Annotated in this window: 17 protein-coding genes and 3 pseudogenes; 13 read left to right on the top strand and 7 right to left on the bottom strand. The window is 69.6% G+C overall.

What is annotated here, in order from left to right; all coding sequences use genetic code 11:
• Positions 1–78: 78 nt before the first annotated feature.
• Positions 79–2,142, bottom strand: a complete 2,064-nt coding sequence (locus JIX55_RS26655; protein ID WP_257565787.1) for a PhoX family protein — start codon at positions 2,140–2,142, stop codon at positions 79–81.
• A 243-nt stretch (positions 2,143–2,385) separates the two neighbouring features.
• Between JIX55_RS26655 and JIX55_RS26650 the strand changes: the two genes are divergently transcribed.
• The 7 genes and pseudogenes from JIX55_RS26650 to JIX55_RS51510 all read left to right on the top strand — a co-directional run bounded on the left by JIX55_RS26650 (position 2,386) and on the right by JIX55_RS51510 (position 9,249).
• Positions 2,386–4,407 carry a VWA domain-containing protein gene (locus JIX55_RS26650; protein ID WP_257565786.1) on the top strand — a complete coding sequence of 674 codons (2,022 nt, stop codon included), beginning with the start codon at positions 2,386–2,388 and terminating at the stop codon, positions 4,405–4,407.
• A 159-nt stretch (positions 4,408–4,566) separates the two neighbouring features.
• Positions 4,567–6,282 carry a methionine--tRNA ligase gene (metG, locus tag JIX55_RS26645; RefSeq protein WP_257565785.1) on the top strand — a complete coding sequence of 572 codons (1,716 nt, stop codon included), beginning with the start codon at positions 4,567–4,569 and terminating at the stop codon, positions 6,280–6,282.
• Between the two features lie 365 nt (positions 6,283–6,647).
• On the top strand, positions 6,648–7,163 hold the full coding sequence (locus JIX55_RS26640) for a hypothetical protein (RefSeq protein ID WP_257565784.1): 516 nt from the start codon (positions 6,648–6,650) through the stop codon (positions 7,161–7,163).
• A gap of 83 nt (positions 7,164–7,246) precedes the next feature.
• Positions 7,247–7,628 (top strand): annotated as a pseudogene (locus JIX55_RS26635) (ATP-binding protein); the annotation flags it as partial.
• Positions 7,629–7,915: 287 nt separating this feature from the next.
• Positions 7,916–8,296 carry a hypothetical protein gene (locus tag JIX55_RS26630; RefSeq protein WP_257569737.1) on the top strand — a complete coding sequence of 127 codons (381 nt, stop codon included), beginning with the start codon at positions 7,916–7,918 and terminating at the stop codon, positions 8,294–8,296.
• A 159-nt stretch (positions 8,297–8,455) separates the two neighbouring features.
• Positions 8,456–8,956 (top strand): annotated as a pseudogene (locus JIX55_RS26625) (helix-turn-helix domain-containing protein); the annotation flags it as partial.
• Between the two features lie 152 nt (positions 8,957–9,108).
• On the top strand, positions 9,109–9,249 hold the full coding sequence (locus JIX55_RS51510; protein ID WP_443046529.1) for a hypothetical protein: 141 nt from the start codon (positions 9,109–9,111) through the stop codon (positions 9,247–9,249).
• Positions 9,250–9,393: 144 nt separating this feature from the next.
• Here JIX55_RS51510 and JIX55_RS26615 read toward each other — a convergent pair whose 3' ends face one another.
• The 3 genes from JIX55_RS26615 to JIX55_RS26605 all read right to left on the bottom strand — a co-directional run bounded on the left by JIX55_RS26615 (position 9,394) and on the right by JIX55_RS26605 (position 12,136).
• Positions 9,394–9,804, bottom strand: a complete 411-nt coding sequence (locus JIX55_RS26615; protein WP_257565783.1) for a hypothetical protein — start codon at positions 9,802–9,804, stop codon at positions 9,394–9,396.
• A 454-nt stretch (positions 9,805–10,258) separates the two neighbouring features.
• Complete coding sequence (locus JIX55_RS26610) at positions 10,259–11,614, bottom strand: pectate lyase family protein (protein WP_257565782.1); 1,356 nt, start codon at positions 11,612–11,614, stop codon at positions 10,259–10,261.
• Positions 11,615–11,770: 156 nt separating this feature from the next.
• The gene (locus tag JIX55_RS26605) at positions 11,771–12,136 is read right to left on the bottom strand and encodes a hypothetical protein (protein ID WP_257565781.1); all 366 of its coding nucleotides are present in this window, start codon (positions 12,134–12,136) and stop codon (positions 11,771–11,773) included.
• A 517-nt stretch (positions 12,137–12,653) separates the two neighbouring features.
• Here JIX55_RS26605 and JIX55_RS26600 point away from each other — a divergent pair.
• Positions 12,654–13,469, top strand: coding sequence for a CAP domain-containing protein (locus tag JIX55_RS26600; protein ID WP_257565780.1), 816 nt, complete (start codon positions 12,654–12,656; stop codon positions 13,467–13,469).
• 174 nt (positions 13,470–13,643) lie between these two features.
• Here JIX55_RS26600 and JIX55_RS26595 read toward each other — a convergent pair whose 3' ends face one another.
• Genes JIX55_RS26595 through JIX55_RS26585 form a run of 3 tightly spaced genes read right to left on the bottom strand, consistent with a single transcriptional unit; the run spans position 13,644 to position 17,067 of the window.
• A complete protein-coding gene (locus JIX55_RS26595) occupies positions 13,644–15,512 on the bottom strand; it encodes a carbohydrate-binding domain-containing protein (RefSeq protein WP_257565779.1) in 1,869 nt (622 codons plus the stop codon).
• A gap of 44 nt (positions 15,513–15,556) precedes the next feature.
• Positions 15,557–16,450, bottom strand: coding sequence for a VTC domain-containing protein (locus tag JIX55_RS26590; RefSeq protein ID WP_257565778.1), 894 nt, complete (start codon positions 16,448–16,450; stop codon positions 15,557–15,559).
• Positions 16,447–17,067, bottom strand: a complete 621-nt coding sequence (locus JIX55_RS26585) for a DUF4956 domain-containing protein (protein WP_257565777.1) — start codon at positions 17,065–17,067, stop codon at positions 16,447–16,449. Before JIX55_RS26585 ends, JIX55_RS26590 begins: the two co-directional genes overlap by 4 nt.
• Positions 17,068–17,437: 370 nt before the next feature.
• On the opposite strand from JIX55_RS26585, the gene JIX55_RS26580 reads away from it, so the two are divergent.
• The 5 genes and pseudogenes from JIX55_RS26580 to JIX55_RS26560 all read left to right on the top strand — a co-directional run bounded on the left by JIX55_RS26580 (position 17,438) and on the right by JIX55_RS26560 (position 21,889).
• Positions 17,438–17,959 (top strand): DUF4232 domain-containing protein, encoded by a 522-nt coding sequence (locus tag JIX55_RS26580; RefSeq protein WP_257565776.1) that lies wholly within the window; start codon positions 17,438–17,440, stop codon positions 17,957–17,959.
• Positions 17,960–18,192: 233 nt separating this feature from the next.
• Positions 18,193–18,910 (top strand): annotated as a pseudogene (locus JIX55_RS26575) (hypothetical protein).
• A gap of 29 nt (positions 18,911–18,939) precedes the next feature.
• Complete coding sequence (locus JIX55_RS26570) at positions 18,940–19,128, top strand: hypothetical protein (RefSeq protein WP_257565775.1); 189 nt, start codon at positions 18,940–18,942, stop codon at positions 19,126–19,128.
• A gap of 104 nt (positions 19,129–19,232) precedes the next feature.
• Positions 19,233–19,661 (top strand): hypothetical protein, encoded by a 429-nt coding sequence (locus JIX55_RS26565; protein WP_257565774.1) that lies wholly within the window; start codon positions 19,233–19,235, stop codon positions 19,659–19,661.
• Positions 19,658–21,889: a tetratricopeptide repeat protein gene (locus JIX55_RS26560; RefSeq protein ID WP_257565773.1), complete on the top strand. Its 2,232-nt coding sequence runs from the start codon at positions 19,658–19,660 to the stop codon at positions 21,887–21,889. Before JIX55_RS26565 ends, JIX55_RS26560 begins: the two co-directional genes overlap by 4 nt.
• Positions 21,890–21,905: the final 16 nt, after the last annotated feature.

Here is a 21,905-nt window from a genome sequence, read left to right as displayed (position 1 = left end):
GGACGGCCCGCGTTTTCATGCGGCCGGAGTTCAGACGCCGATCGCGGCCGGAGTTCAGACGCCGACCGCGGCCGGAGTTCAGACGCCGATGTCGCAGCCGTCCGCGCGCCAGACCGCGACGACCGCCGGGCGGACGTACTTGCCCGCGCCGTCGGGCCAGGCGCTCTTCGGGTTCTCGACGGTGGCTCCGTCGAGCTCGCCCGGGTGCTGGACGGCGACCAGGACGCGACGGTCCTCGATGATCGGACCGCAGGTCTCGGCACCGCTCGGAACCGTCAGGAACTGCTTCAGCTCACCACGCCGCTCACCGCGCGTGGCGACACCGAACAGTCCGTCGTGCGAGCCGAGCTGGGCGCCGTCCGTGGAGATCCACAGGTTGCCGTACGGGTCGAAGGCGACGTTGTCCGGGCAGGAGATCGGGCTGACGTCGTCCTTCGGGAAGCCCGCGAAGTACGTCGCCGGGTCCTCGGGGTCGCCCGCGACGAGGAAGAGCAGCCAGCCGAACTTGGTGCTCTCGGGCCGGTTGCGGTGCTCGGTGAGTTCGAGGACCTGGCCGTGCTTGTTGGCGTTGCGCGGGTTGGCCTCGTCGACGGCCGGGAAGCCGGTCTTGCCGCGGTTGGAGTTGTTGGTGAGGGCGACGTAGACCTTGCCGGTGACCGGGTTGGGCTCGATGTCCTCGGGGCGGTCCATCTTCGTGGCGCCGACCTTGTCACCGGCGAGCCGGGTGAAGACGAAGACCTCGTCGGCCGTCATGCCGTCCACGTGCGAGACGGCGCCCTTGGCGGTGGCGGTGGCCAGCGGGATCCACTCGCCGGCGCCGTCGAACTCGCCGTCGCTCGGCAGCTTGCCCGTGCCGTCGATCTCGATCGCCGGGGAGTCGCCGGTGAGCTTGGCGACGTAGAGCGTGCCCTCGTCGAGCAGGGAGAGGTTGTGCTCGCGTACGGCCCGCGAGCTGCCCTTCTTCATCTGCTTGCTGCTGACGAACTTGTAGAAGTAGTCGAAGCGCTCGTCGTCACCGGAGTAGACGACCGGACGCCCGTCGGAGGTCAGCCGGATGGTGGCGGCCTCGTGCTTGAAGCGGCCGAGCGCGGTGTGCTTGCGGGGCGTGGAGGTCGGGTCGTACGGGTCGAACTCCACCACATACCCGAAGCGGTGCACCTCGTTCGGCTCCTGGGCGGCGTCGAACCGCTTGTCGAACCGCTCCCACTTGCGCTCGGTGGCGCCGGTGCCGATGCCGTACCGCTTGTCGGTCGTACGGCTGCTGTTGGCGAAGTACTGGTTGAAGTTCTCCTCGCCGTGGAGCGTGGTGCCCCAGGGGGTCGTACCGCCAGAGCAGTTGTTGAGGGTGCCGAACACCTTCGTGCCGGTCGGGTCGACGGAGGTCTTGAGCAGGTCGGACCCGGCGGCGGGGCCGGTCAGCCGGAACTCGGTGGTGGCGGTGACGCGCCGGTTGAGGTGGTGCCGGGGCACGGCGGTGAGCCTGCCGGTGCGCCGGTCCTCCTCCACCACGACGGCCGAGAGGCCGTGGGCGGCCCAGGCGACCTCGACCTGCGTACGGGTCGGGTTGGCGGCGTCGTAGCCGCGGAACATCAGGATCTCGTCGGTGTACTCGTGGTTCGCGACGAGGAGCCGGCGGCCGCGCTCACCGGGGAGGGGAAGCAGGGCGAGGAAGTCGCAGTTGTAGCCGAACTGGCCGGACTGGGCCTTGGCCGTCTGCTTCTCCGGGTCGAAGGCCGGGGCGCCGCGCAGGATGGGCTCACCCCACCGGATGACGATGTTCTGCTTGTACCCCTCGGGGACGGTCACGGCGTCGACGGTGTTGGGCTCGACGGCGGCGAACCGGAGGCCGCGGGCGGCCTTGCCCTTGCCCGTGGACGTGGTGGCGGCCTCGGTCGTGGCCGCGGCGGCCGGCAGTGCGGTGCCGAGGGTGGTCGACGCCCCGGCCGCGGTGGCCACGGAGACGACGGCGGCGGCTCTCATCACCGAGCGGCGGCTCAGCGCGCTCGCGATGACGTCGCCCACGTATTCGTTGGTGCTGGTGTTCGGCACCTCGTGGAAGCAGGCGTCACCACAGCGGAACCGACAGGTCAGGGCGGAACGGCCGCCGGGGTGCGAGGCGATCATGGGCAGCAGCTTGCGCACGTTGCGCTCCTCTTATGTGCCTTTGGTGTGAGCGCGACGTTAGAGGGGCGCGTGTTCGAGAACGGAGCCGGAAGGTGAACTGGAGGTGAACCTGCGGCCGTTGAGGCGGTGTTGACAGCGTGGGGTGGCGGAGATAGTGAAAGCCCCCGCCCCACCCCAAGATCGCCAATCCCGGCGGCTAACCTTACGTGTCCGTCCTGGCCAGGGATTGACGGGCTTCAACTCACCCGAAGGGTTGCGCACATGGGCATTCTCTCTCTCCTGCGGAATGCGTTCAGCCGCTCACGCAAGGGGCGCGACACGGTTCCTTCGCAGGAGGCGGAGCGGGTTTCCTCGACGGAGGCCGCAGCCGCCTCCGCGACGGAGGCCGAGCGGGCTTCCCTGCGGGAGGCCGAAGCGGCTTCCCCGCGGGAGGCCGAACAGAAGGTTCCGGCCACGTCGGCCGAGCCCGAGCCGACGGCCACCACCGCCGAGCCTGCGGCCACCACCCCGCCCTCCTCCGTCGTCGACGAACTCGTCTCGGCGGCCTTCGACAACGTGACGGTGCCGAAGCCGCGGGATGAGGACAGCGCCGAGCGGAAGAGAGAGGCGGAAGAAGAGCCGACGGCAGAGGCTGAGGTAGAGCCGAAGGCTGAGGCGGGGACCGAGCCGACGGCAGAGGCTGAGGTGGCGGGGGAGACGAAGGCGGAGACGCCGGTCGTCGCGTCCACGCCGGTGATCGAGGCGGAGGCTGTTGCCGAGCCTGAGGCGGTTGTCGAGCCTGAGGCTGTTGCCCAGGCTGAGGCGGTTGTCGAGCCTGAGCCCGTGGTGTCCGCCAAGGCCGAGCTGGAGGCTGCTTCCGAGGTGGCGCCTGAGGCTGAGGTAGAGCCGAAGGCTGAGGCTGAGGCCAAGGTGGAGGCGGTGGCGGAGGCCGAGGCCGAGCCTGCGGCGTCGAAGAGCGAGGTGGAGGCTGAGTCGGAGGCCGCCGCCGAGTCCGTGGCGCCGCTGGCCGAGTCGGAGCCGGAAGCGGACGCCGACGCGGACGCGGACGCGGAGACTGTGACCCCCGGCGCCGAGGCGGAGCCGGTCGTGGAGGCGGAGCCTGAGGTGGTTACGGCGGCTGAGCCCGAGCCGGTGGCCGAGCCCGAGCCGGTGGCTGCGAAGGAGTCCGAGCCGGAACCGGCCGTCGAAGCCGAGCCTGAGCCCGCGAGTGTGGAGACGCCGGAGCCCGCAGCCGAGGCCGAGCCGCAGGTCGAGCCCGAGCCGGAGGCTGCGAAGGAGCCGGCGGCTGCCTCTGAGCCCAAGGCACCCCGGGAGCCGGAGGCCGTGAACGCACCGGAGCCCGAGGCCGTTGTCGAGCCGGAGCCCGAGCCCGAAGCCGCAAAGGAACCGGAAGCCGCCCCCGAACCGGAAGCCGCCCCGGAGCCCGAGGCCGCCACCGAACCCGTGCCCGCCCCCGCCCCCGAGCCCGAAGCCGCCCCCGAGCCCGAGGACGTTCCGGTCCCCGTGGCGGCGGCCGTGGAAGCCACCCCCGAAGCCGCGGTCGCCGACGGTGAGGTCGCCCCGCAGGAGTCACCCGCAGTCGACGACGAGAGCGGCACGGGTGGTGCGGGTGGGAAGACCGAGGCGAGCGAAGGCGAAGCCGAGGTCGTGGTGCCCGCGAGCCTGCGTACCGCGTACACCGCCGCACAGGCCGTACTCGAGAAGCGGGACCTCACCGACGCCCGCGCCAAGGTGTACCTCGTGCTGGACAGGTCCGCCTCGATGCGGGGCTACTACAAGGACGGCTCGGCACAGGCCCTCGGTGAGCAGACGCTCGCCCTCGCCGCCCACCTCGACCCCGAGGCCACGGTCCCCGTCGTCTTCTTCTCCACCGAACTCGACGGCACCGGCGAGCTCACCCTCGACTCGTACGAGAACAAGGTCGACGACCTGCACGGCGGACTCGGCCGTATGGGCCGTACCAGCTACCACGTGGCCGTCGAGGAGGTGCTCGCCCAGCACGGAAAGGCAGCCGAACCCGGCGCCCCCGCCCTCGTCGTCTTCCAGACCGACGGCGCCCCGGACACCAAGACCCCGGCGAACCAGGCGCTGGCGGACGCCGCCAAGAACCACCCGGCCGTCCACTTCGCGTTCGTCGCGTTCGGTGACCCGGAGAACAAGGCGTTCGACTACCTCCGCAAGCTGAAGACGGACAACGCGTCCCACTTCCTGGCCGGCGAAACCCCGCGCGAACTGACGGACGCCGAGGTCTACGAGGGCATCCTGGCCGCCTGGCGCCCGTAGCCACCCCCTCCACCACCGTGCCGTCCGCTTCCCACCCCTAAAACGGGAGGCGGGCGGCACACCCATGTCGGCTACGATTTCAAGGTTCCGTAGACGACCCGGCCGGCAGGCCGGCACACACGATCGTCACCCCACGCATCGACATGGGAGCAGCCCGCGATGGCTCGACACCTCATCACCAGCGCCCTTCCCTACATCAACGGGATCAAGCACCTGGGCAACATGGTGGGGTCCATGCTCCCGGCGGACGTGTACTCCCGGTACCTCCGCCAGCGCGGCCACGACGTCCTGTACATCTGTGCGACGGACGAGCACGGCACCCCGGCCGAGCTGGCGGCGAAGGAGCAGGGTCTCCCGGTCGACGAGTTCTGCGCGCAGGCGCACGACGCGCAGAAGGCCGTCTACGACGGCTTCGCCCTCGCCTTCGACTACTTCGGCCGCAGCTCCAGCCCGCAGAACGTCGAGATCACCCAGCACTTCGCCCGGCGGCTGAAGGAGAACGGGTTCATCGAGGAGCGGTCCATCCGTCAGGTGTACTCGCCCGCCGACGGCCGCTTCCTGCCGGACCGGTACGTCGAGGGCACCTGCCCGCACTGCGGCTACGACAAGGCCCGCGGCGACCAGTGCGAGAACTGCACCCGCGTCCTCGACCCCACGGACCTGATCAACCCGCGCTCGGCGATCTCCGGCTCCACCGACCTGGAGGTCCGCGAGACCAAGCACCTCTTCCTCCTCCAGTCCGAGCTGCAGCACGAGGTCGAGGCCTGGGTCACCGCGCACGAGCACCAGTGGCCGCAGCTGGCGTCCTCCATCGCCCGCAAGTGGCTGACCGAGGGCCTGCACGACCGCGCGATCACCCGTGACCTGGACTGGGGCGTCCCGGTCCCCGCCGACACATGGCCGGAGCTGGCCGCCGAGGGCAAGGTCTTCTACGTGTGGTTCGACGCCCCGATCGAGTACATCGGCGCGACGAAGGAGTGGTCGGACCAGGACCCGGAGAACCGCGACTGGAAGTCCTGGTGGTACGACGTCGACACCGACGTCCGCTACACGGAGTTCATGGCGAAGGACAACGTCCCCTTCCACACCGTGATGTTCCCGGCCACTGAGCTGGGCATCCGGGAGCCGTGGAAGAAGGTCGACGTCGTCAAGGCGTTCAACTGGCTGACGTACTACGGCGGGAAGTTCTCCACTTCGCAGAAGCGGGGTGTCTTCACCGACCAGGCCCTGGAGATCCTCCCGGCGGACTACTGGCGCTACTTCCTCATCGCCAACGCCCCCGAGTCGGACGACTCCTCCTTCACCTGGGAGCACTTCACCGCCACGGTCAACAAGGACCTCGCCGACACCCTCGGCAACTTCGTCAACCGTGTCCTGTCCTTCTCCCGCAAGCGCTTCGGCGACGAGGTCCCGGCGGGCTCGGCGGCCGGCGCGGCGGAGGCGAAGCTGGGCGAGGAGATCGCCCGTCTCCTCGCCGAGTACGAGGCGCAGATGGAGGCCCTCCAGTTCCGCAAGGCCGCGGCCGCGCTGCGCGCCCTGTGGTCGGCGGGCAACTCCTACCTGGAGGAGAAGGCCCCCTGGCTGGAGATCAAGACCGACCAGGAGGGCGCGGCCCTCACCCTCCGCACCGCCATGAACCTCATCCACCTCTACTCGGTGGTCTCCGAGCCCTTCATCCCGGCGTCCTCGGCCGCCATGCGCGCCGCCTTCGCCCTGAAGGACGACACGGCGACCTGGGTGACGGCGGACGAGGCCAAGGCCCTGGACTCCGTCCCGGCCGGCACCCCCTTCACCGTCCCCCCGGTCCTCTTCGCGAAGCTGACGGAGGACGACCTGGCGGCGTACAAGGAGCGCTTCGGCGGCGAGCCGGCGTAACGCGCGGGCATCAGAAAAGGGGCCCGGTGACGTCGTACGACGTCACCGGGCCCCTCCGTTGTCCCGGGAGACACCGCCGAGGCATCCCCCACGTGCAGTCCGGGCACATCAGGCAGACCCGGGTGTCACCGCTCATTCCGCACCTAGGCTCTTACGACCGCTGGCGCGGGGCGCAGCAGTTACAGGATCAGCTCCCTGACGCGTACGCCACAAACTCCGCCCACGCATCCCGCGTCAGCGCAAGCTGAGGGCCTCCCTGACGGATGAGACCGGAAGACAACACCGTGAATGAGTCAGCCCGCACCCGAACCGCTCTGGTGCACGCCGAGTATCACCTCTTCCAGATCTCTGATCCGGAGGGGCCCGTGGCCGACAACCTCGATGCATCTCATAACGGGCTCGTGTCGGCCATCGACGGAGCGATCGAGGTGTCGACCGGGATCCACACCGGCAACGTCCAGGTGACCGTCGAACTTCATGCCGTGAAGCCCGAGCCCGCTGCGGACTGGGAAGAGATCGCCGAGATCTCATGGCAATCCCCTTCCGGGGAAGTACTCGTGGCTCCTCTCATGGATGACCCCGTGGACCTGCCCTCGCTGGCATCGCAGGGGTCGGGTCCGTACCGGCTGCGCGTCCACGCGCGTGGCAGGGACACGGCTGTCGATGCGGCAGTGGTGGATGAGGTCGTGGAGTCCTATCTGCTCCAGAGCTGGCCCGCGGCACAGCAGGACGCTCTTCTGGTGAGGGCAAGCGACACCTACGGGGCCCAGCTCCGGGCCCAAGATGCCGACGACACCATCGTCATCGACCACGAGGACTCTCGCGACACCCAGACCGGCCGGGAACGCGACATCCTGCGCCGGGCCGAACGCGGCCATTAGTCCTGACCAACAGCCCGCGTCTTCGGTCGGGGCAGCTCCACCACACGGCCTGCCCCGACCGAAGCAAACCACGGTCCTATCGGGTGAGCCGATTCTTGGATCACCGCACGCCACGCGGCACCCGCCTCGCCCGACTTCTCTCCACCGAGTGGCTGTGTACCCGGGGCCTGCCGCACGGCGTCACCGAGACCGCCGCACACCTAGTCGCCGAACTCGCCGCGAACGCCGCCGCCACGGCCGCCTCCCTGGGCGAGACTTCCGCCTCGTCCTCCTGGCCGGCAGCGACACCCTCCGCATCGAAGTGACGGACACGTGCGGTGACGACCTCCCCGGCCGCCGCCCCTTCGTCCCCCGACGCCGAGTCCGGACACGGCCTCCTCCTCGTCGAGGCCCTCGCGGACGGTTGGGGCGTCGAACTGGGCCCCGTCCTCCCGTAAGACAGTGCGGGCGGAGCTCACCCTCGTCCCCACCTCACCCGCCGGCCCACATCGGCGCGTTCGCCGAGCTCAGCCGGGAAAACATGAAGGCGTTGCACGAGGCAGGGATCAAGCCGACCGAGATCTGACCACCCCGTCTCCTGAGCCACCCCCCGATGCGGGTACGGCCGACCGGGAGCCGCGAGTCCGTCTCCTCGGACGGTGCTGGTCCGGCTCCGGGCGGACGGAGAGGGGACGCGATCTTGGCTGCGCTTTCGGCTGGCCCGGCGGTCCGGATCCGGTCACCGGTACGCCCGTCGCCGTGGAGGCCGGTCGGTGCTTGCGGCTGTACGCAACGCGCCGCTCTCCTTGCTGGCCCGCGGCACCTGGCTGCCGTACGGGGACCTGTACCACTTCGCGCACTCCGCGGTGCGCTGGAACTACCTGCCCGCTCTGGAGCGGTCCCTACGGGGCCCGGACTACCGGCCGCACGCGCTGCTGCTGGGTGAGTCGGCCGTACTCCGCCGCCACCGCCGGGCCCTCGCGTCGGCCGGTGAGGCCACGGTCGTGGCAGCTCGAAAGCCCGGCCTCCCACCGAAGCACAGGAACCTGAGCTCCGGTGCCTCGGGCGCTCTTCCCAAAGAAACACGATGGGGAAAGAAACCCCACCAAGCCCCACCCCTCCCGCCCACGGCGCCCGCTCACTCGCGCGAGTGAACATCACCAACTCGGCTGGCTTCGGGACAGGTTGGCTGCTCTACGCTCAGCGCGGCACCACACAACCGCAGCAGCCACAACCGCAGACATGCGACGGCCCCCGCCGGGACGGCAATCCCAGTGCGAGGGCCTGACCACAGAGGAAGCAGCACCTTCCCAATGGATACGCAGAACCCTAGCGTGCACCCGCACGCCCAGACCCGTCCCACAGGCAAAAACCACCCCCGCCGGAACGCCCACGCGGGCGGCGTGATCCACGACAACTCCCGCCACACCACCCGTTTCACGGTGGTCGGCAACCATCTTGCCCAGCACGCGGAGCTGTCCGCGCTGGCCATCGGACTCGCCGTCCACATCCAGTCGCTCCCTACCGGAGCCCGCGCCGACATCAGGACCCTCGCCGACCGTTTCCCGGAGAGCCCGGCCCGTATCGCCGCCGCCCTGCGTGAACTGGAGACCCACGGCTACCTGCGCCGCACCCGCGAACGCACGGAGGGCGGCCGGATCGTCACCCGCACCGTCTCCTGCAACCAGCCGGGCCGGCACGGGGACTCGCCCGACGAACCCAAGCCCGCAGCCCGGCGGGCGGCCGAGCAGCGGTGGCCCTGTCCACGTCCTCCGGACGCAGTTCCACACGAACGCTGCGCACCCGAGACGCGTCCTCGTGGAGCAGCGAACCGTAGATCGTGGCCTGGCGGTCGCCCTGCCCGCTCAGTCGTGTGACCACCCCGCGCAGGACGGCGCCCTCCTCGCGAGCCGCCCGTTCGCGAAGTTCCCTCGCTCCCTCCTCCAGCATCCGCACGTGGAGCGGGGTGAGCGACACCGGGGGCGAGTCCTGTTCCATCGGCATCTCGGGTGACCAGTCGAAGGCCAGCGAGAAGGACCGCCGCTCCTCCCCGGCGATCTTCACCAGCGCCTCGCAGAGGTTGGCCGAGAGGCCCGCGTCGGTGTAGCGCCCGAAGCCGTCCAGGGAGTCACGGGCGAGCGTCTCCTCAGCGACCGCGTGTGCGCAGGTGACGCCTGCGAACAGCATCCGGGACACCGTACGGGCGAAGGGCTCGGAGGACCGTAAGCCCTGTCCGTCGCCCGGGAACAGGTCATGAGCGAGCCTGCCGTGCCTCGTCCTGCCCTCGTCGGGGACTGGGATCCGGCAAAGGCGTGTGCGCCGCGATGATGTAGCTGCTGACACGCGTCTGGTCCAGCCGTACCGACGCGACATGTTCCTTCACCACCTGTGGCTTCTGCGCCGGTTGAACGACCTGCGGGGAGTCCGCGGAGGAGCCGGCGGCGGTGTGCAGGTCCTTCAGGCCGGAGAGGGCCGACACCAGGTCCAGCAGAGGAGCCGTACCCGACGGGCCCGGTGGGACCAGCCGCAGCAACTGCCAGTCCGCGGGCGGCAGTTGCATCTCCCGCAGGATGGCACCGGCAGCGCGGGCCTCGACGACAGCGAGGGTCTCCAGGATGTCGGCGACGCGGCCCGGATAGTCCCGCCGCTGTGTCAGCGGCACCAGGACCTCGTACGGCGGACCGGGTTCGCTGCCGGGGGTCCGTTCCCATAATTCACCACCGGCCAGGCCACGCTCCGAGCGCCATCCTTGCCACTCAGGTAGCGCCGCAACAGCTCCGGCGCCAGGTTCGCGGCCTCCTGAAACTCCGAATCCGTGATCGCGGTCGGGCCCTGTCCGCCAACATCGAACTCGGTGTGGTGCTGCGTGATCCTCACACGGTGGAGCCCCTCGTAGACCATTTCCGCTGGCTCCTGGCGCCTGAGAACGACGTCATGCGCCTCGCGTGATGCGGGAATGCGGGTGCTCCGGTCGGCGTGGGCGTCAACGAGGCCGGCAAAAGACGTCCGGGCGAGCTGTCTTCAGTACCTGTTGGTGACCAGGACCATAGCCACAGTGACGCCGCCCGACCACCGGAGAAGGGTGGTCGGGCGGCGTCACGTCCATGCGAGGGCGGTCAGGAGAGGGTGCCCGCGCCCGTCGTGCCCGTCAGGTCGGTCAGGAGGTTGGTGACCGAGGTCTGGAGGCCGGCGGTGAGGGCCGGGGTCCAGTTGACGGTGGTCTTGAGCTTCTTCGACGAGTTCGCGGCGTTGTACGCGGCGACGAGGTCGGTGGCCTTGCCGTTGACGATGTTGCCGGTGCCGGCGACCGAGCCCGTGCCGTCGCCGCTCAGCAGCTTGGCGACCTTCGCGTCGGCGGGGATCTTCCAGACGTTCCGCTCGGCGACGACCTGGGCCTTGGCGCGGGAGTCGAGGCTGTACTTGGGGGCGTAGCCGTTGACCGTGGTGGTGTCGTAGACGTTGTTGTAGAGGTGGATCTGGCCGATGCGGGCCAGGGGTGCCCGCTGCACGATCCCCTTCCACATGTTGTGGTGGATCGTCACGCGCAGCTTGCCGGTGCTGTCGGTGTCGCTGGAGCCGATCAGCATCGTCTTGTCGTGGTTGAGGAACTGGTTGCGCTCGACGGTCACCAGGTCGGAGCCGTTGGTGATGTCGAGGGCGCCGTCGTGGACCTGGTACTTGCGGCCGAAGTACGTCGCCTCCGTCTTGTCGAAGGTCGGCGCGTCGGTGAACGTGTTGTGGTCGGCCCAGACGTTGGTCACGCCGCGCAGGGTGACGGAGTCGTAGTTGGAGTTCCACTCGCCGGACGATCCGTCGGTCGGGTCCCACTGCGGGAAGCAGTCCTGGGTGTCCGCGAAGGCGAGGTTGCGGACGATGACGTTCTTGACGTTCTGGACCAGGACGCTGCCGCCGAGGATGCCGGCCTTGGTGCCGGGGACGCCGACGATGGTCGTGTTGGACGGCACCCTGAAGACGATGTTCTTCTTCTGCTTGTCCTGAGCGGCCTTGCGGGCGGTCTCCTGGGTGCCCGACGGGACCTTCTTGCCGTACGTCGCCGGGTCGAACGCCTTGAGGTAGGCGGAGAGTGAGTAGCCGGTGCCGGAGGCGTAGTCCGCGCAGGTCAGCTTCTTGCCGGAGTCGTTGGTGTTGGCGTCGATCGTGCCCTTGATCTTGATGATCCGGGGCGTGGTGTCGGTCGCGGAGCCCAGCGCCTTCACCAGCTGCGCCCGGGTGGACACCGTGAAGGTGTGCGCCGCGTCGGCCTTCGTACCGCCGGTCGTACCGGAACCGGACGCCGCCCAGCCGTCCTTGGCGGGCAGCACCTGGTGGTACAGGTCCACGGGATAGGCGTTGGCGTTCATCACGAGGACGCCGGCGCCGACAGCGGCGGCCACGGCGGCGGCGGAGACCACGAGGGTCCGGCGCCCTCGGAGGGACCGGCGGTGGGACGGGCACGGAGAGGCAGAGGCCACGGATGAGTCCTTACGTAACTACGGGGTTCGGGGGAACACGTGGTTCGTGTGGAGCCCCCGTGAACTCCGTGAAGGGAGTTCCGACTCATCTGTGGTCGCCGTGCGGGGAAAGGTTGCCCCCCAACTTCCTTGTCTGTAGCGGAATCTGATCTACGGTCAGCCGAGGTTCGACTTCAGGTGGCTGATGACCTCCTCGAACTCCTTGCGGGGCGAGAAGTCCACGTACTCGCAGTCCTCAAGGGCTTCCGGCGCGTGACCGGGCGGCCAGTAGAAGGCCTCGCCCTCCTCGTAGGTCTTGTCGCCCTCCTTCGTGTGCATCACCAGCCGGCCCTTGAACATGTAGCCCCAGTGGGGGACCTGGCACAGGCCGTCGGTCTCGTCCTTGAGGGCCGGCCGCATGTCCGCACCCTTGGGGAGCCGGACGAACGCGACCTCCGTGTCGCCGCCGATGTCCTGCATCCGCAGTTCGACGCCGTTGCCCTCGATCTCGACGGGTACATCCGTCCGCGTGACTGCCGTCATGATTCCTCCACGACTGGATCACCGCGGGGCCTCGGGGAATGTCCGTACAGAGGTCCGCTCTCTCGGGAAACCCCGCACTTCCAGTCTGCACCGATCCCGTACGCCCTGCCCCTGGAGTCCCTGAAGCCCCTGGGGTCGCAGGGCCGACACTTCGCGGTGACATGCGTCACGCCGGGGTTGTTCCCGAATATCGCCGACTGCCCGATTCCTCTTCGACGACAACTAACTTCTTTTGGCTACCAATCGGACATCTGGCGCCACGAGTGTCAATTCAACCGATCTTCCCACTCGATGATTTCGGCGCCCGTGACTACGGGAGAACGCCTTCCGCCTGTTCCGGAGGGCCTGTTCGCGTGTGTCGACGGCCGGATCAGTGGGCCTACACGCCCCGGCGGGGCCTCTTCGCCACCACTCGGCGTTAGTACGGGTGTTCGTTGCCCGGGGCGCGCGACCGTCCCCATAATGGCGGCTCGCAAGGGCCAGGGCCGGCCGATGTCGCTTGTGAGTGAGGCCACGGATGAGCAAGCACCGCCAGGGAAAGAAACGCTCGAAACGCCGCAAGATAGCCATCGCCTCCGCCGTCGTGGTGACTGTGGGCGCCATCGGCATTCCCGTGGCCGCGCAGGCGAGCGGTGTCGGACTCGGAGGCTTGCGCAGTGTGGCGTTCTCCTGGTGGGGAGGGGACACGTCGGATACGGCTTCCCCGACACCGTCGCGAAAGCCGTCCGTGTCCGCGACGCCCTCCGCCGCGGACACCTCTGCCTCTCCGTCCGGCACGCCGAGCCCCTCTCGCTCCCGCACCAGCCCGAGCGCGTCTCCCTCGAAGTCCGGCAGCCCGACCGCCAGGCCCACCGCCGACACCCCCGACACCCCCGACAAGACCACTTCGCCTCCGAGCACCCCGAAGGCGACGCGTGCCCCCACCACTCCCCGCGCCGCCGCGAGCAGCGTGGCCTCCGGGCCCACGGATCGTGTGCTGGCTCTGGTCAACTCCGAACGCCAGAAGGCGGGTTGCGCGCCGGTGACCGAGAACTCCAAGCTCACCAAGGCCGCGCAGAACCACAGCCAGGACATGGCCGACCACCAGAACATGTCCCACACCGGCTCCGACGGCTCGTCCATGACCGACCGACTCGCCCGCGTCGGGTACGCCTACAGGTCGGCGGGCGAGAACGTCGCCGCAGGGTACGGCACCCCCGAGAGCGTCATGGACGGCTGGATGAACAGCCCCGGCCACAAGGCCAACATCCTCAACTGCGGCTTCAAGGAGATCGGCATCGGCCTGGCCCAGCCGGGCAACTACTGGACCCAGAACTTCGGGTCGTCCGCGTAGCCGGCCAGCGCTCAGGGCGAAGTCCGGCTCCAGGGCCCCGGGGGAGTCCGGCACCAGAGCCCCGGGGGAGTCCGGTTCCAGGGCCCGGGGCGGAGTCCGGCACCAGAGCCCCGGGCGGAGTCCGGCACCAGAGCCCCGGGCGGAGTCCTGCACCAGAGCCCCGGGCGGAGTCCGCTACTGCCTGCTGCCCCGCCCGCCGCCCCCGAAGCCGCCGCCTTCCGGGGCCTCGCCCGCCGTGACCGTGGCGATCTCCTCGGCCGAGCCGAGCTTGCCGGACTCCGCGAGGCCGCCGGTCTCGGAGCCGGAGGTGGAGCCGCCGGAGTAGACGGTGTACTCCTCGCCGCTCTTGATCGACTCGCCCGAGTAGACGACGTTCTGGATGGTCTTCGAGGTGACGTACGACGCCACGACCTCGCCGTCCGCGTCGACGATGTGCAGGGTCGTGCCCGCCTCGACCGACGCGTCCAGCGTCGCCGACAGCCAGCCCTGGGCGGACTCGCTGTCCGGGGCGACGACCATGCCCGCGCTGCCGGCGGCGAGGAGCGTGCCACCGCTGACGGTGAAGCTGCCGTTGACGTCGAGCGCGCCGTTGCCGCCCATCTCGGGCCCGTTGACGACGATCGTGCCGCCGGTGATCTCGGCGGTGCCGTTGGAGTCGAAGCCGTCGCCCTGGGAGTCGAGGATCAGGGTGCCGCCGGTGACCTTGGCGGAGTAGTCGCCGACGTTCTCGCCGCCGCCACCGCCACCGGGACCGCCGCCCTGTCCGCCCTGCTCCTCCTCGGACGTCGCCTCGCTGCCGGAGGCGTTGACGCCGTCGTCGTCGGAGGTGACGGTCGACGTACCGCCGCGGACCAGGATGTTCTTGCCCTCCAGGCCCTCGTTCGAGCCGGTGATCTTCAGGGTGCCCTCGCTGATGACCAGGTCGCCCTCGGCATGGATGCCGTCGTCGCCGGCCGCGAGGGTGACGGCGGCGCCGTTGAGGTGGACGGCCGCGTCGCCGTGCAGGGCGTCGGCGGAGGCCGAGACGTCGACCGTGCCGCCCTCCAACACCATGATCACACCGGACTTCAGCCCGTGTGCGGAGGTGTCGTCGGAGGCCTCGCTCTTCACGGTCAGCTTGCCGCCGGTGACGACGAGATCGGTGGCGGCGTCCACGGCGTCCCCGCTCGCGGTGACCTCGACCGTCCCGCCGTCGACGACGATGTACCCGGCATCCTCCTCGTCCGCGTTGGCGGACTTGAGCCCGTCGCCCTTGGCCGTGACGGTGACCGTACCGCCGCTCACCACCAGATAGTCCTTGCCGCGGATGCCGTCGTCGGCGGCCTCGACGGTGATGTTCCCGCCCTCGACGACCAGTCCGTCCTTGCCGGCGATCGCGTCGTTGCCGTTCCCCCGCACCGTGAGCGAGCCGCTGCCGCCGATCGTCAGGTCGCCCGCGCTGTAGAGGGCGGCGTCGGCCTCGGCGTCGTCGGCGTAGGAGTCGGTGTCGCTCAGCTTGTTCTCGCTGCCGTCCGCGAGCACGACCACGAGCCGCTCCGCCTCGGTCGCGGCGATCGCGGACCCGGAGGAGCTGGAGATGTCGACGCCGTCGAGGACCAGCTTGACCGTCGCCTCGGGGGCCGTGATGACGATCTGCCCGTCGTCGAGGGAGCCGCTGAGCCGGTACGTCCCGCTGGAGGTGATGGTGACGGTGGACCCGTCGACGTCCACGCCCTTGCCATCGGCGGAGGCCGAGTCGCCCTTCAACTCGATGTCCACGGCGTCGGACTCGTCGTACTCCGTGTCGCCTTCCTCGGCGTGCGTCTCCTCGTTGTCGGCGAGGACGGCGGCCGCGTCCCGCGTCCCGTCCACCGACGCGGCCGCGGCCGCGCTCGCGCTCGACGACGCGTCGGACGACGCGGAGCCGGAGTCGCTGCCGGAGGAGCACCCGGCCAGCGCGGCGGTCGCGAGGACGAGGGAGGCGAGGGCGCCGGCGGCCTTCGTACGGAAGCCCTTCGCACGGAAGCCCTTCGTACGGAAGGTCTTCACACGGAAGGCAGTCATACGGGTACGAAGTCGTCGTGCGGTTCTCGTCCTGGCCGTGATGTTCATGCTGAACTCCCGTTCAGTGCCGGTGCGATGGGAAAGTGGCGCCGCAGAACGGGCAACCAGCGGTTGGCGGGCAGGTCGGGCCGCAGCGCGGCGAGCCCGGTGCCGTACTTGGAGACCGGGCAGGGCCGGTGCTTGAGCGACCACAGCAGCCGGTCGGCGCAGGATCCCGCGCGCCCGGCCTTGGTCTCGACGATGGTCCGCTCGGGGGTGCGCAGTTCGGTGCCGTCGGGAAGCGCCCAGGTCAGGTCGGTGTCGACGGTGACCCGGCTGCCGCTGTCCGGCAGGAACAGCGTGGTCCGGCGGTAGCGGGTGGTGAGCGCCGGCACCAGCCGGAAGCCGCGTGCGTCGATGCCCGCCGCACCGAGCACCTCGTCGGCGTACGCCCGGGCCTCGGGCCCCAGCCGCCCCAGCTCCCCGTCGTACGGGACGCGCTGCTTGACGGTGGTGCCGCGCGGGCCGCGCGTCTTGACCTCCAGGAAGTGCTGGCCGGACGCCATGTACGTCCGTATCCGCAGCTTGAAGCGGCGCCGTCGGCGGTGGGCGGCGCCCAGGTAGCCGTCCATGTCCGGGGTGTCGAAGTACACGGACCGGTACGCGAACTGCCGCTCGCCGTCGACCTCCAGGACTCGTACTCCCCCGGTCTCTGCTCCGCTCGACCGGGAGGTGCGGGATGTGCCTCCACCGTCGAGCCCGCCGACCACGAGGGGAAGGTCGGTGAGGGGCAGCATGTACTTGCGGTCCATGCGGGTCAGCAGTTCGGCCCGGTCGACGAGTTCGTCGAGGCCGATGGGGCGCAGCGCCCCGACGACGGGCGCGACGGAGTCGAGGGCCGGCGCCGGGTGCTCGGCATCGAAGCCCCGGCGAAGCCGACCGCCACGCGCGGCCGTCATGCCCGGACCCCTTGCCCTCGTGCCTGCCCCTGCTCGACCCGGTGGCCCGCCTCCTGCGGCGCCCGCGATCCCTCGCCGGTGACGACGTACCGGACGTCGACCAGGGTCATGTCGTTGACCATGTCGACGCTCTGCACGGACAGGTTCACCACCCGCCCGCCCAGCAGCACTTCGAGGTGCGCGCGCAGGGCGTCCTCATCCGTGTAGGCGGCGTCGAGGCGCAGGCTGCGCTGCCGGTAGCGGCCGAACAGCTTCGGGTGGTCGCCGACGTACATCGTGGCGACGATCAGCGCCATGAGCAGGGCCGACAGGATGTTCACCTCCTCCGGCAGCCCGGCCAGCAGGCCGAGGGCGAGCGCGGAGAAGTAGTACGCGATCTCGTGCTGGGCGATCTCGTTGGAGCGCAGCCGGATGATCGACAGGACGCCGAACAGCCCCATTCCGAGGCCGATGCCCACCGACGAGGAGCTGAGCGTCATCGCCACCGCGAGGACACCGACGTTGACGCCGAGGAAGGCGGCGATGAGGTCCCGGCGGTGGTGGCGCGGGAAGTAGACCGCGAAGGTCAGCACGGAGATGGCAGCCAGATCGGCGACCACGAGAAGGGTCTGGTCCATGACAATGGACGATCGCGGGCCAAGCTTTGAGCTTGCTTTGCCTTTCCTTAACTGAACTTGAGAAGTGCGGAAGGTGAACGGCAGGCGTCCCTGACCCAAGGGGACAGCTGACTGTGAAACGGCTGTGGTAGGCGCTGGGAGCCGTGAGGCCACTGAGGCCGCCATGAAGCCATCGAGACGGATGGCCTCACGGCTCCCCCGTCCCGCTGAACGTTCCAGACCGTCAGCGTCTGTGCTGGTCAGCGCCCGTTCCGGCGTTCCAGCGTCCCGTAGTGGCCGCCTTTTGTGGCGGGTGGGACAGATCGCGGAACAAGCTGAGGTGGTCCAAGCAACCCGCTGGACGACCCACTTCCGCACCATGGAGATTTCAATGCGTTCGCGTCTTCTGGCCCGCTCCGCCCGCCTCGCCCTGGCCGCAGTCGCGGCGGTGACCCTCACCGCCACCGCGGCCACGACAGCCACCGCGGACAGCGGCAAGGACGTCGGACAGGCCTGCGGCACCAACGACCTGACCTTCAAGGTCAGCGAGAAGACGCAGGCGGGCGGCTACCTCCTCGTCACCGCCAAGGCCCTGCCCGGCATCACCTGCTACCTGGAGGGCGTCTTCCCCTCCGGGTCCTTCGGATCCGCCGCCGACACCGAGCTCTCGCCCGCCGAGGACAGCGTCAGCGAAACCATCAAGCTCTCCGGCTCCACCGCCGCCTACGCCGGCATCAACCCCAAGACCACGAACAACAACAACGGCAGGCAGTTCGAGGCGATCCACCTCTCCGTCGCGGGCGACGAGGACAACTTCGTCACCCTCCGCCTCCCCCGCATGGTCACGGTCGACCAGCCCATCGCCACCAACTGGCACGCGAACCCCGCCGACGCCGTCCCCTTCTCCGGCTGACCCCAGCGCCGACGAGCGCCCGTGAACTCCCCTGGAGTCACGGGCGCTTCGTGCATCGCCCCAAGCCCTCGCCGCCCCGGTTTCCCGGGCAACCGGGTGGGCCGACGGCCGCACTGACCGGGTGACGGGGGCCGGGGCCGTGATAATCCCCCCATGGCCCCACCCTCACCCGCCACGACCACCCCACAGGCAACGCCACAGCCCACCCCACGGACCACCCCACAGGCCACCACGTGAACGGCCTCGACCTCGGCCTCCCCGAGCCGGATCCGGTCCACCACCTCCTCACCGACATCCTGACCATCGGCGCCCCCTACGCCTTGGCCCTGACCGGCGACCACGCGGTACGGGCACACGGCCTGACCGAGGGAAGACCGCCCGGCCGGTACCTGGAGGTGGCGACGGAGCACCCGGCCCCCATGGATCAGATCGCCGCCACGGTCCGGACAGGCCTGGCGGAGCGAGGCTGGCTGCTGGAGGAGGTGGAGACCGATCCCCTCTCCGCCCGCCTCCGCGTCACCGACCCGACCACGGCCGAGGAACGCACCCTCGACATCCTCAAGGAGACCCTGTGGCGCCCCCCGGTCGAGACGTCCCTGGGCCCGACCCTCTCCCTCGAAGACGTGGTCGGCACCAAGGTCCGCGCCCTGGCCGACCGAGGCGCCCCCCCGGGACCTCATCGCGGTCCACGCCGCCGCCGACCGCTGGACCCTCCCCGAACTGGAGGAACTGGCCCGCCGCCACACCTCCGCCGGCTTCGACCTCGCCGACCTCCAGTCCCGTCTGGAGGGCATCGAGTGGCTCGCCGACAGGGAATTCACTCGCCACGGCCTCGACGACCGGGCCACCATGTCACTCCGCCGGTGGGCCCAGGCCTGGGCCGACGACATCGCCGAACGCCTCCTGGAAGAGGAGGCGTTGAATCCCCCGACGGAGGACGACCCTTGGTGAGTACCTGGTGACTACCTGGTGAGTACCTGGTGAGCAAGCGACGCTACGTCGCCCGAGGCGTCCCCGGCGGCTATCGCATCTACGACAACCGGCGCCGGGGTTGGTGGGGGGACCTGTACGAACTCTGCCCCGACGACCTCCTGAGGGAGTTGAACGGCGGGAAGGACCCGGAGAAGCTGTCGGCGCTGCTGAAGCGGTACCGGGCCCTGAAGCGCTGACCGCCGGAACCGATATGTGCTGATCCGGCGTTTCCGACCTACGGGAAGTGGCGTATCCCTACGCTGTGTTGGCGACGGGCCGGAACCGGGGGAAGGGGCTGGGGATGAGCACGGAGATCGTTCAGATGGTGGGCCAGGCGGGCCCGTACCTGACGGCGGCCGTGGTCGCGTACGGCACCGGCGTGCTGACGCGAGCGGAGAGCGCGGCGGTGGAGGCCACGGCGAACGTCGGCCGCCGGATGCTCCAGGCGGTGTGGCACCGCCGGGACGAGCAGGGGCGGGCGGAGCTGGAATCCGCGGTGGCGGACGCGGCGGAGGAACCGTCGGACGAGGACGCGTCGGCGGCCCTGCGCCAGCAGATCAAGCGGGCGTTGCGTGAGGACGCGGAACTGCTGCGCGAGCTGGCGGGCCTGTTGCCGCCCGGCGGTGGGGGAGCCGTGACGGTCACGGCGTCGGGCACGCGCTCAATCGCGGCCGGCGGCAACATCGGCGTCGCGATCACCGGCGACGGCCACGACGTACCACGACCGTGATCGGCGAGCAGCCCCCGGAGGTATCGGCCTCCGGCGACCGCGCGATGGCTGCGGGCGGCTCCATCGGCGTGGCGATCAGCGGCGACAACACACGTGTGGTGCTGCTGCCTCCGGAAGCGGTGCATTGGGCGCGAACGGTCCAAGCTCCGGCGGGGGCCGGTTACTTGTCGGGATCGGCATCGGGTGTCTTCGTAGGCCGCGAGGACGAACTCACCGATCTACGGCGGATGTTGACCGGCCAGGGCACGGCAGCGGTGACCCAGGCGCCGGTCCGCGCGATCCATGGCCTGGGCGGGGTGGGCAAGAGCACGCTGGCCCTGCAGTACGCGCACCGCTACCGCCGCGAGTACACGCTGGTGTGGTGGATCACCGCCGAGTCCGCCGAGTCGATCGTAAAGAGCCTGTCGGGGCTGGCCATGTCGCTCTGCCCGCAGTGGGCGGGAAGTGCCGGACCGGACGAACGGGCAGCCTGGTCGATCCTGTGGCTCCAGGAACACCCCGACTGGCTCCTGATCTTCGACAACATCGAGAACCCGGCCCACCTCCAGCCGTACCTGGGCACTCTCCACCGTGGCCATCACCTGGCGACGAGCCGCAAGGCCACGGGTTGGCACGCGCTGGCCCCGGTCATGTCCCTGGGCCTCCTGCCGTTGGACAAGGCCACGGACCTGCTGTGCACCCTCGCGTTCCCGAACGACACAGCCACCGACCGGGACCGCTATGCGGCACGGGCACTCGCCAGGGACCTGGGCTGTCTACCTCTGGCCCTGGAACAGGCTGGCGCCTACGCCTTCCAGACCGGCACCGACCTGGACACCTATCGCGAGTCGCTGGGCCTGTATCTGAACGAGTCCGCCGAGGGCATCGACCCAGAACGCACCATCGCCGTCATCTGGGACCACACGATCGCCGCCATCGCCGACCGCGACCCGCTGGCGGTGACCCTCCTGAACGCCATGGCCTGGCTGGCCCCGGACGACATCCCCCGCAGCCTCCTGGCTCCCCTGGCCCCAACCCCGATCGCCCTGGCCAACGCACTGGGTGTGTTGCACACGTACAACATGGTCGCCTTCATCACCAAACGGACCGTCAGCATCCACCGACTCGTACAAACCGTCCTGAGCACAAGGGGTGCTCCACCCCGAGGCCGCGACGACGCAGAGAGAGCCGTCCACAAGGCGATACCGACCGGCGCCGAAGACCGCGCTACCTCCGAGCAGTGGCAACAGCTACTCCCCCACATCACCGCCCTCGCCGAGAGCGTGCAACTCGACCACACCGACGCAAACGAAACCCGCTCCGCATACAACGAGGCCGCCCAGTATCTTCGTCGGCAAGGTCGGGATGCTCATACCATCCTCCTGCGCCAAGCCGTTCTCGCTCACAACGAGCAGGTTCTCGGCGACACCCACCCGGACACCCTGGCCAGCCGCAACAACCTCGCACTCGCCTACCAGGCGGCCGGAAACCTGAAACAGGCAATCCCCCTACTCAAAACCACCCTCACCCAGTCCGAGCAAACCCTCGGCGACACCCACCCCGACACCCTGAACACCCGCAACAACCTCGCAGCCGCCTACCAGACGGCCGGAAACCTGAAACAGGCAATCCCCCTGTACGAGACCACCCTCACCCAACGCGAGCAGACCCTCGGCGACACCCACCCGGACACCCTGGCCAGCCGCAACAACCTCGCAGCCGCCTACGAGGAAGCCGGAGACCTGAACCAGGCAATCTCCCTGTACGAGACCACCCTCACCCAACGCGAGCAGACCCTCGGCGACACCCACCCCGACACCCTGAACACCCGCAACAACCTCGCACTCGCCTACCAGACGGCCGGAGACCTGAACCAGGCAATCCCCCTGTACGAGACCACCCTCACCCAGTCCGAACAGACCCTCGGCGACACCCACCCCAACACCCTGGCCAGCCGCAACAACCTCGCAGCCGCCTACCGCGCGGCCGGAGACCTGAACCGAGCAATCTCCCTGTACGAGACCACCCTCACCCAACGCGAGCAGACCCTCGGCGACACCCATCCCAACACCCTGAACACCCGCAACAACCTCGCACTCGCCTACGAGGAAGCCGGAGACCTGAACCGAGCAATCCCCCTGCTCGTAACCGCCCTCAGGCAGTGCGAGCAGATCCTCGGCCACGACCATCCCACCACTCTGATCTTCCGCGACAACCTCGCCTACGCTCGCCGGCAGCTCAGCGCCTGACTCCAGCCGAGCCCCG

This window comes from Streptomyces sp. DSM 40750 (assembly GCF_024612035.1).
Lineage (GTDB): Bacteria > Actinomycetota > Actinomycetes > Streptomycetales > Streptomycetaceae > Streptomyces.
Note: the sequence above shows the minus strand (reverse complement) of the source record. Positions and strands in the feature narration are given on the sequence as shown.